9 protein-coding genes are annotated in these 11,194 nt (G+C 35.5%); 8 read left to right on the top strand and 1 reads right to left on the bottom strand.

Annotated elements, in window-relative coordinates:
* Window positions 1–187 precede the first annotated feature (187 nt).
* The 8 genes from AC1VAQ_RS20175 (at window position 188) to AC1VAQ_RS20140 (ending at window position 9,003) form a co-directional block, all read left to right on the top strand.
* Window positions 188–1,813 carry a xylulokinase gene (locus AC1VAQ_RS20175; protein WP_302599456.1) on the top strand — a complete coding sequence of 542 codons (1,626 nt, stop codon included), beginning with the start codon at window positions 188–190 and terminating at the stop codon, window positions 1,811–1,813.
* A 10-nt stretch (window positions 1,814–1,823) separates the two neighbouring features.
* Window positions 1,824–2,510: an L-ribulose-5-phosphate 4-epimerase gene (locus AC1VAQ_RS20170; protein WP_303244186.1), complete on the top strand. Its 687-nt coding sequence runs from the start codon at window positions 1,824–1,826 to the stop codon at window positions 2,508–2,510.
* A gap of 335 nt (window positions 2,511–2,845) precedes the next feature.
* On the top strand, window positions 2,846–3,736 hold the full coding sequence (locus AC1VAQ_RS20165) for a DegV family protein (protein ID WP_303244185.1): 891 nt from the start codon (window positions 2,846–2,848) through the stop codon (window positions 3,734–3,736).
* A 104-nt stretch (window positions 3,737–3,840) separates the two neighbouring features.
* Window positions 3,841–4,548 carry a DUF434 domain-containing protein gene (locus AC1VAQ_RS20160; RefSeq protein ID WP_302599450.1) on the top strand — a complete coding sequence of 236 codons (708 nt, stop codon included), beginning with the start codon at window positions 3,841–3,843 and terminating at the stop codon, window positions 4,546–4,548.
* Window positions 4,549–4,553: 5 nt separating this feature from the next.
* Window positions 4,554–5,369 carry a type I methionyl aminopeptidase gene (gene map, locus AC1VAQ_RS20155; protein ID WP_302599448.1) on the top strand — a complete coding sequence of 272 codons (816 nt, stop codon included), beginning with the start codon at window positions 4,554–4,556 and terminating at the stop codon, window positions 5,367–5,369.
* A 93-nt stretch (window positions 5,370–5,462) separates the two neighbouring features.
* Window positions 5,463–6,740, top strand: coding sequence for a branched-chain amino acid transport system II carrier protein (brnQ, locus tag AC1VAQ_RS20150; protein ID WP_479904462.1), 1,278 nt, complete (start codon window positions 5,463–5,465; stop codon window positions 6,738–6,740).
* A 121-nt stretch (window positions 6,741–6,861) separates the two neighbouring features.
* Window positions 6,862–7,080 (top strand): DUF5348 domain-containing protein, encoded by a 219-nt coding sequence (locus AC1VAQ_RS20145; RefSeq protein ID WP_302599446.1) that lies wholly within the window; start codon window positions 6,862–6,864, stop codon window positions 7,078–7,080.
* A 264-nt stretch (window positions 7,081–7,344) separates the two neighbouring features.
* Window positions 7,345–9,003, top strand: a complete 1,659-nt coding sequence (locus tag AC1VAQ_RS20140; protein WP_302599444.1) for a ribonuclease J — start codon at window positions 7,345–7,347, stop codon at window positions 9,001–9,003.
* 7 nt (window positions 9,004–9,010) lie between these two features.
* Here the strand turns inward: AC1VAQ_RS20140 and AC1VAQ_RS20135 are convergent, their stop codons facing one another.
* Complete coding sequence (locus tag AC1VAQ_RS20135) at window positions 9,011–11,116, bottom strand: pectate lyase family protein (protein ID WP_302599443.1); 2,106 nt, start codon at window positions 11,114–11,116, stop codon at window positions 9,011–9,013.
* Window positions 11,117–11,194 lie beyond the last annotated feature (78 nt).

The raw sequence follows: 11,194 nt of genomic DNA, 5'->3' as shown, positions 1-11,194 counted from the left end.
AAATTTTATAACGTAAAAATAAGTTGATAAATATAAAATATTTTACTTTATTTTAAAATATTTTAATTGTATAATAATATAAAGCGGTTTCACATAATCAAAACAAAAGGAATAACTCAAATTTATAGATGTGGAATCTATGTTACAACGAAAAAATCTACTTAAAACAGTTTATGGGAGGATTAAGATGGTTCAAGAAGATCAATTCGTCAAAACAGCAAAAGAAGTTATTCAAGAGGGAAAGACAGCACTGGGGATAGAGTTTGGTTCAACACGCATTAAAGCAGTACTTGTAAATGATAATAATATGCCTATTGCCTCAGGAAGCTATGAATGGGAAAACAGATTAGAAAATGGCATATGGACTTATAGTGAAGAAGACATATGGAAAGGGCTTCAAAGTAGTTATCAAGATATGGCAAAAGATGTAGAAGACAAGTATGGTGTAATACTTCAAAGAATAGGTGCAATTGGCTTTAGTGGTATGATGCATGGGTATATGCCATTTAATAAAGATGGAAAATTGTTGGTACCTTTTAGAACTTGGCGTAATACAATGACAGGTGAAGCTTCAGAAAAGCTTACAGCATTATTTAACTATCATATTCCTCAAAGATGGAGCATTGCCCACCTTTATGGAGCAATTTTAAATGATGAAGAACATGTAAAAGATATAGATTTCATCACAACGTTAGCTGGATATGTACATTATAAATTAACAGGTGAAAAGATACTGGGAATAGGAGAGGCTTCAGGAGTATTTCCTATTGATGTAAATCTCAAAGATTATCATACAGGTATGATTAATCAGTTTAATAAGCTTATTAGTGGAAAAGGATTTCAATGGCGTTTGGAAGATATTTTACCTAAGGTAAAGGTGGCTGGAGAAAATGCTGGTTATTTAACAGCTGAGGGGGCTAAATTACTAGATGTAACAGGTAATCTTCAAGCAGGTATTCCATTATGTCCACCAGAAGGAGATGCAGGGACAGGTATGGTGGCCACTAATAGTGTGGCACCTCGTACTGGAAATGTTTCAGCAGGGACCTCTGTATTTGCAATGCTGGTACTTGAAAAAGAATTGTCTCAGGTGTATGAAGCCATTGACCTTGTTACAACACCTACAGGGAACCTCGTTGCGATGGTACATTGTAATAACTGCACATCTGATTTAAATGCCTGGGTAAATCTATTTAAAGAGTTTGCAGAGAGTTTCCAGATTAAAGTAGACATGAATGCTTTATTTGGAATGCTTTACCGTAAGGCATTGGAGGGAGATGGAGATTGTGGTGGTCTTTTAGCTTATAATTACTTATCAGGTGAACACATTACGGGGCTTGAAACAGGCAGGCCTTTATTTGTTAGAACACCAGATAGCCACTTTAATTTAGCTAACTTTATGCGTGTACACTTGTTCACAGCTTTAGGTGCCTTAAAAACTGGTTTAGATATACTAATGAAAGAAGAAGGCGTAAAGGTAGATGAAATCTTTGGACATGGTGGTTTATTTAAGACTAAGGAAGTTGGACAGCGTATTTTAGCAGCAGCAATAAATGCACCAGTATCCGTTATGGAAACAGCTGGAGAAGGTGGCGCATGGGGAATTGCTATATTAGCAGGTTATATGAGAAATCAAGTAGAATTAAATCAAAGCCAGTCTCTGGAACAATATTTGAAGCAAAAGGTATTTGTAGGTCAAAAGGAAAGCAAAGTAGCACCAAACAAAAAAGATGTAGAAGGATTTGAAGTATTTATGAAACGCTACGAAGAAGGACTTCATATAGAAAAAGCAGCCGTAGCATCTTTAAGATGAGGTGGAGAAGATGTTAGAAGAATTAAAAAAACAAGTGTATGAAGCAAATATGGAACTCGTAAAACGTAATTTAGTTGTTTATACATGGGGAAATGTAAGTGGGATTGACCGTGAAAGTGGTTACTTCATCATTAAACCAAGTGGTGTGGACTATGAAAAGTTAAAGCCGGAAGATATGGTCGTTATGGATCTTGAGGGAAATAAAATAGAAGGCGAATATAAGCCTTCATCAGATACTGCCACACACTTAGAACTTTATAAAGCTTTTCCAGAAATAGGGGGCATTGTACATACACACTCACCTTGGGCAACTTCATGGGCACAAGCTGGCAGAAGTGTGCCTTGCTATGGGACAACCCATGCGGATTATTTTTATGGGAGTATTCCTTGTACAAGAAATTTAACAAAAGATGAAATTGAAACAGATTATGAGAAAAATACGGGACTTGTTATTATAGAGACCTTTAAAGATTTAAATCCCGTATATGTACCAGCTGTATTATGCATGAATCATGGTCCATTTACTTGGGGGAAAGATGCGAAGGAAGCTGTATATCATGCAGTTGTATTAGAAGAGGTATCAAAAATGGCAGCTCAGACGGAGATGATGAATAGTCATGTAAGGCCAGCCCCTGATACGATTAAAGAAAAGCATTTTATGCGTAAGCATGGTAAAAATGCATACTATGGACAATAACATATTAAGTTAGAATTACTTAAATCTAAAAGGAGTGCCAAATAAGTAGTATTGGCACTCCTTTTTAGATGATAAAAAATTTTAACAGTAGATACTATATAAGTACCAAAAAGGATATAATGTATAGTATAATTCTAAAAACAATTAAATATTAAAATACTTATTTAGAAATACGTAATATAGATTTCACATTTATAAAATTTGGTTATTCATTATATTATAGCTATGTGAAATCATAAGGAGAAACCTATTTATGTGATGTATCATTTAGAATTATAGTTGGTTTCTCTATAATTAATTTATACTTTTAATGTGTATAACAGGGAGGTAGTGAGATGGGGCAATTCATACTAAGTTGCTGTTCAACAGCGGACCGAGAAAAGAAATTTTTTGTAGAAAGAAAGATACCTTATGTATGTTTTCATTTAAATTTTAAAGGGAAGGAATATCTAGATGATTTTGGGGAGACGATTCCTTTTGATGAATTTTATCAGGCCATGAAAGAGGGTGAGATGCCAGTTACCTCACAGGTAAATAGTGAAGATTTTATTAGCTTTTTTGAACCATTCCTAAAGAATGGGCAAGATATTTTACATGTGAGTCTATCCTCTGGATTATCGGGAACTTATAATTCGGCTAATATTGCAAAACAAGAGTTACTTGAAAGATATCCAGAAAGGCAAATAAAAATAGTAGATTCATTGGGTGCATCTTCTGGATATGGTCTTTTCATGGAATACTTAGCAGACTTAAGAGATGCAGGCAAAAGCTTGGAAGAAGTTTATGCGTGGGCTGAGGAAAATAAACTTAATATGCATCACTGGTTCTTTTCAACAGATTTAACAAGTTATAAACGTGGGGGCAGAATTTCAGCTACTGCTGCTGTAGTAGGCAGTATTTTGTCCATATGTCCACTAATGAATATGGATGATGAAGGCCATCTCATTCCGCGAAAGAAAATAAGAACGAAACGTAAAGCTATTGAAGAAATGGTAGAGACAATGCTGGTACATGTTCAAGAAGGTGAAACTTATACAGGAAAGTGTGCAATTTCTCAGTCAGCTTGTATGGAAGATGCGCTAAAGGTTGCACAGCTTATTGAAGAGAAGATACCTTTGCTAAAAGGAAAGATTAGCATAAATAGCATTGGAACTGTAATAGGAGCACATACTGGCCCTGGAACGGTTGCATTATTTTTTATGGGTGATAAACGAACAAGCAAATAGATGATAGAAGGAACTACGACCATTTCTACATATTAAATATGAACCTATAGGTGTGTAGGGTGGCATGATTATAGCAGTATAGAAAGGAGACCAGGACTTCAGCAATGGGAGAGACCACAAGAAGGGGCTATGTACCAAGTGATATCAAAGAATTTAGCGGCATAGCATTAGAAAAAGTACGAGATGCAGGTGAAGACTTGTTTTATTTGCTCAATCGTGAGTATAAGATAAAAGGTGCTTCTACCTTCATAGGCAATCACTATATGTTAAGTGAAAGACAACGCCTTGCCCTTGTAAGAAGTATTTCTTCAAAGCAGGCTTTAGAGGTAAGGCAGCAGAAAAAAGGTCATTTAGAATCAGTTCAATACCTGCATATTGATGGATTTAATACGATTATTACCTTAGAAGTGGCCTTATCAGAATGCCTTTTAATGGAAGGGATGGATGGAACGATTAGAGATTTAGCCGGCCTTAGAGGAACATATCGTATCATCGATAAGACAAGGTTAGCGTTGCAAGTTTTATTTGAAACATTAGATGAAAAAGGGATACACGGCGTATGCTTTTGGTTAGATGCACCTGTTTCAAATTCTGGCCGGCTTAAACAACTTATTTTAGAGATAGGTGCAGTGTATAAAGTAGCTGTTCAAGTAAAAGTTATTAATGAAGTCGATACAGTCTTGTCGAACTTAGAAGGCGTTGTAAGTAGTGATGCGATTATTTTAAATAAGTGCAAAAGTTGGATTAACTTAAACAGAAACATTATTGAGGAGAAATTAGAAAATAGCTGGTATATTAAATGTTGGAGATGATAAGAATGAACGAAAGAGAAATAGAAGAGCAACTTAAGTGGTTTAAAAAGCAAGGATATATTGTGCCTAATAAAAACTTGCTTAAGAGTAAAGTAGAAATAGAGGGCATTAGAGAAAGTGGAAAAATTAATATTGCTGTATTAGATGAGGTAGTCAAGGCGGCAAAGGTAGGTATGTCTACAGAAGATATTGACCAAATCGTCTATCAAAAGACTAAAGAATTTGGTGGCATTCCCGGGACGTTAGGTTATAGTGGTTTCCCTAAAAGCTGCTGCACCTCAATTAATAGTCAAATTTGTCATGGAATCCCTTCTAAAGCAGATATTTTAAAAGAAGGAGACATTGTAAATGTAGACATTACGACTATTTACAATGGTTTCTTCTCTGATTCTTCCAGGATGATTTGTATCGGAGAGATAGAACCTGAAACAAAGCGATTAGTAGAAGTGGCTAAAGAAAGCATTCAAGTAGGTCTAAAGGAAGTAAAACCTTGGCACTGTTTGGGGAATATGGGGCAAGCCATTCATGACTATGTTAGAAGCCAAGGCTTTTCAGTTGTTAGAGAAATCGGAGGACATGGTGTAGGCAAAAAAATGCATGAAGAGCCTTTTGTAAGTTATGTTTCTAAAAGAGGAACAGAAATGATGATGGTACCTGGTATGGTTTTTACGATTGAGCCAATGATTAATATGGGGACAAGTAGAGTACGGGAAGATTATAAAAATGGCTGGACAATTTATACAAAGGATGGAAAACCTTCTGCACAGTGGGAAGTAACAGTGGTTATTACAGAAAGTAGCTACGAAATACTGGCTTATTAGTGAGAAGAAATTGAAGTATCATACGTCTTAAAGTATACATGAAAAATCCTGTAAGTGGACATTCTAAACAAAAAGGATGTTAAGGAGTTTATCATGAAAGAAAAACGTAAAGCTAGCGATATGTGGGTTATAGGATTTGCCTTATTTGCTATGTTTTTTGGTTCTGGAAATTTAATATTTCCATCTTACTTAGGGCGTATGATAGGAAGCCACTATTTGCAAGGACTCATAGGTTTTATGATTACAGGTATAGGTCTTCCTTTATTAAGTGTAATGGCAACTGCCAAAGCAGGTGGTGAATTTAGTCATATTAGTCATCAGATTGGAAAGGTTTTTTCAGTCATTTTAATGACTTTTTTAATTTTAAGTATTGGGCCTTTTTTAGCCATTCCAAGAACAGTAGCAACGACTTATGAAATAGGTATTAGACCTTTCTTTCCGACATTAAGTCCACTTATAGTGATTATTATTTACTTTATTATTAATCTTATTTTGGTTTTAAGGCCTAGTACAATTGTAGATGTGATTGGAAAGTTTTTAACACCAGTTTTATTAGTGATTTTATTAGTGCTTATCATTAAAGGCATTTTAGTACCTATTGGACCTGTTACAACAGCCAGTATTGACAGTGTATTTTCAAGGGCGATTATCGAAGGATATCAAACAATGGATGCATTAGGTGCAGTTTGTTTCTCTAGTATTATTGTAAATAATATTAGAGAAAAAGGATATAAAGAAAAAGGAGAAATTATTGGTGTTACGCTAAAGTCCTCTTTAGTAGCTGTTGTGGGGCTTGGTGTAATTTATGGTGGTCTTATGTACCTAGGAACGCATACTGGGCATATAAGCGGTGACATAGAAAAAACACAGCTTATTACAACACTGGCAGGGCAGATTTTAGGAAATATTGGGAGTGTGCTCTTGGCAATCGCTGTAGCAATCGCTTGTTTAACCACATCTATTGGTCTTACTATGACAGCAGCTAATTATTTTTCGGATTTGTTTAAGCAAAAGGTTTCGTATAGCACAGTAGCGGTCATCACTTCTCTTATTGGTGTAGCAATTGCTTCCATGGGCGTAGATCGTATTGTAGGGGTGACAGGACCCGTTTTAAACATTTTATATCCGCTAATTATTGTATTAGTTGTTATTAGTTTAATAGAATCAGTACCATCCCCTATTGTTTATCAGTTGCCTGTTTATGTAACCTTAATCATTGTACTTGTAGAAGAAGGTAGTAAATTAGCTGGTATGAACACTAATTGGTTTAGTTTTTTACCTTTTAGCCAGTTAGGCTTCTCTTGGCTTGTACCAGCAGTTGTCAGCTATATTATTGCTAAAATTATAACTATGGGTTTAAAGAGAAGTTGATGATGACAGGATATAGCATGTTAAGATAATATTTGTTATAATCATTTAGATAATAGATAAAATCAAACTACTAAATGATTAGTTTGAAAGTATAGAGAAGTAGACAGGAGACGATAACAACATGAAAGAAGGCATGCTTTTAAGAAATGAAGAAGGGTACTTTGCATTTGATGAAGCCATTTATTTTAAAGGCGGAGAAGATATTGTTATCTTTGAAGAAGATGAGCAAGAGTGGCTAGAAGGTAAGGTGGAGAAAGATGAATTTGGTGAATATTATTTCACAAATGGATTCTTAGTAGTATATCTGTATGAAGGCTTACCAGTTAGAGTAAAAGCATAAAGAATTAACATTAAGAAGTTTTAATAGATTAAGGAGGTATCGTGAGATTATTTATAGTTTCACGATACCTCCTTAATCTATTTGGCTTAATATTTTCTAAGACAGAGCATTTTTCTTGATGATCTAAATAAGTATCATTAGAAGTCTTTTAAACCATACTAAGATTATAGGATACTAAAGTGATATAAATGATACTTTGTATTATAAATAATAATTTATATCATAAATTATGCTCTGTATTATTTAATAAAGGAAGGTACGCATATGGATGAAGTCGTTAAAGTGATTCCACTTGGTGGACTTGGAAGTATTGGTAAAAATATAACAGCTATTGAATATGGTGATGAAATCATTGTAATTGACTGTGGCATGGGGTTCCCAGATGAAGAGATGTATGGTGTGGATTTAGTCATTCCTGATATCACCTATTTATTAGCCAATAAAGATAAGATAAAAGGCATTTTCTTTACCCATGGTCATGAAGATCATATAGGGGCTGTACCTTATATTTTAAAGCAAATGAATATTCCTTTATATGGTACAAGGCTAACCCTTGGGATTATTGCCAATAAGCTAAGAGAACATGGCCTTTTAGAAGGAGCTATGCTTCATCATGTCACACCAGGAGATACAGTGCAGTTAAAGCAAGTTAGTGTAGAATTCGTAAGAAGTACCCATAGCATTGCAGGGGCTTGTTGTATTGCGGTGCATACCCCAGAGGGAATTATATTTCATACTGGCGACTTTAAGGTAGATTATACGCCTATTGATGGACAACATATGGATTTAGAACGTATTGGTGAGTTAGGCAAAGAGGGAGTTTTACTCCTGTTGGCGGATAGTACAAATGTAGAACGTCCAGGGCATTCACCTTCAGAAGAGACCATTGGTAAGACTTTGATGCGTCTTTTTTCAGGCGTGAAAGGACGTGTTATTGTGGCCACCTTTGCATCTAATATTCATCGTATTCAACAAATTGTCAATGCGTCTATTGCTTATGGGCGTAAAGTAGCTTTTAGTGGTCGGAGCATGGAAAGTATCTCAACTGTAGCAAGGGAGTTAGGTTATTTAGAGATTCCAGAAACAACCTTAATGACCTTAAATGAAATTAAAGATTATTCTAGTGAAAAGATTACAATTATCACCACAGGGAGTCAGGGTGAACCTATGGCAGCTTTGGCACGTATAGCTTTTGGTAATCATAAGTTTATTCAAATTGAACCCGATGATTTATATATTATTTCAGCTTCACCTATTCCAGGCAATGATAAGTTAGTTTCTAGGGTTATTAATGAACTTTATAAAAAAGGAGCAGAGGTGGTTTATAAGGGAATCGAAGAGGTGCATGTTTCAGGTCATGCTTTTAAAGAAGAACTGAAACTTATGCACGCCTTAACTCACCCTAAATACTTTATGCCAGACCATGGAGAGTATCGTCATTTAAAGCATCATCGCGATTTAGCAATTAAAATGGGGATGCCCAAAGAGAATGTGTTTATTTTACAGGATGGCGATGTACTTGCTGTCAATAAAAGTAGCGGTGCTGTAGTGGATCATGTACGTGCTGGAAATATTCTCGTAGATGGCATTGGTGTAGGGGATGTAGGCAATATTGTGCTACGTGACCGCAAACATTTAGCAGAAGAAGGTATGCTCATTGTGGTAGCAGCAATCGACTTGGAAACTCTTTCTATTATGAGTGGACCAGATATTATTACAAGAGGTTTTGTTTATGCCAAGGATTCAGAGGCACTTCTTGGAGAAGTCAAGGCAGTTGCTACTAAAGAATTAGAAATGTGTCTTGCTTATCAAATGGTGGAATGGTATGTTTTAAAGGCACGTATTAAAAAAGAAGTAGAAACATTATTATATGAAAAAACAAAGAGACGACCTACTATTTTGCCAATTATTATGGAAGTATAGTGAAAAATTAATTCACAGCTTCTAAAATCCAGTTTTGACAAGGGTGACCATTGATTTCCCATTGTTGCACATTAGAACCACTTGTTGTGAGGGCATTTTTGACTTCTACGCAGCTTTGGTCTTTAGAGGCCTTTGTATAGATTGTATAAGTACCATCTGAATTTAATTTAAATTTATATTTTTGAGCATCACAATTGGTGTTTTGATAAATTTGAATGTTTGTACCGTTAGTAGCACTGTTATTATTTACGTCTAAGAGATAGGTGACGCCATCACCTAAAGCAGAATAAATATAGTAATAACCACCACCCGCTGAAACAAATCGCCAAGTATTATGCGCAGCTGAGCCATTTGCACCCCATTGTTGGACATTGGTACCATTAATGGCCCTACCGTTTTCAACTTCTAAATATAAGCCACTGTTGGCATTTTTAAGCATATAACTTTTATTTTCAGGCATTTGGGCACCTGAAGAAGTATTTTTGACAACTAAATAATTTGCACTTGGTACACCGGTTGTTGCAAATGTCATATAAGTCATAGCTGCCCTAGTGTCTTTGGCACCAGAATTTTTCGTGCAGTAGTTAGGACTATCATAAGCTGAAAGTGTTTTATAAGAATAATTTGTACTTGGGTGCCATGCGGTTGTTAATGAATTAATATTAGCAACATTATTGTTACTATAGCAGTTAGTAGCTAAAGAGCCACTATCTGTATACCAAGGGCCAACTTTGTTTACGCTAGCATTTGTAATTTGGGTAAGGCCAAGTGCATTATCATTCACAACAGAACCTTTACCAGTACCACCATTATAGTAGTTTTTCTCTGCATAAATTGTAGCGGCTGTATGCATGGTGTACCCCAGGTCAAAATTAGTGACATAATTGTTAAGGGTATGAAAATAGCCATAGCGCATTAAACCAGGGGCTCTTGTAACACAACCATCAAAGTAATTTGTAATCATAGAAATACAAGGTTTTCCCTTATATGAGGTTAAAATAGCATCGGTATCTGCTGGGTAGCCAAAAAGTAGGCCATACTCATGTTTACCAAAAGAACAATCAGAAATTGTACTGTAATTGGATTCCCCTTTAATGGCAATGAATTTATCAATGTCACCGCCTACAGAAGCAGTATTGATAGTGCTATGTCCTATGAAACTAATATGATCAAGCCAAAGGTTATTGCCATTTGCAAATTCCCATAAGTTATCACTATTGTAGCTGCCATCGTGGGTAGCCGTAATATTTTTAATGATAATATCGTTACCAGAATAATAAGTACCTAAATAGATATTATGTAAGGTGTTTGCATTATAACTGCCAATAAGTGTCTTATGATTACCAATATAAATCTTAGTAGATACTTTTTTGCGACCTTCATTATCGGTAGTGGAACTACCAGAATAGCTCATATTAGCTGTAACAACAACTGTGCGAGGTATATCATCACTTAAAGCAGTTTTAAGTTCAGAAAATGTGCTAACATAAACAGTTTCACCTAATAGACCACCAATAGTAGATGCTTTTGTATTGCCAGAAGTATCTTTCCCATATCCAGCAAAACCTTGAAGTCCAGCAGTATTTAAAAGAAACTTCTGATTAGATGCACCTGTATAGTTGGTAAGTGTAATGGTATTACTAGTTGCATTATAAGTAAGTGCCTTAGAAGTGTCTGCATAATTGGTGATTTTATAATATAAGTCATTACCTAGTGCATCTTGTGAAACAGGTGTGACATACCAATATTGATAAGTGGTATTGGTATTCCCTTCAATAATGCAAGAGGTATTTGTAGCAGTGCTGCCATTTGAAACAGAAAGAACCATCCCTGTTCCCATATTAACAATACGAAAGACGTTTGTTGTAACGTAGTCAAAACGCCAGTTTTCATTTTGAACCCCATTAGTAATCCATGTATTAAGTGCTGAGCCATCGGATAGGCCAGAGACATTAATATTCCGATTACCATCAGCCGTGGTGATACGGACAAGTTGTGCTGCAAAATCAGTAGTAGTTGCCGCATAAGTGTCAAAAGCTGTTTGTGGCATCAAACTAAGCAATGACATGAGCATTACAAAAGTCATCAAAAAAGCTTTGAAATTTTTTTCCATGTAATCTCCTCCTTATAGTTAGGGTAATAGGCGTTTGCGAAACGCCGTAACCCGTATAAATACGGGATATTTTTTTGT

Source organism: Cellulosilyticum sp. (assembly GCF_982396655.1).
The sequence above is the reverse complement of the archived record's forward strand: the minus strand, read 5'-3'. Positions and strand labels throughout refer to the sequence as shown.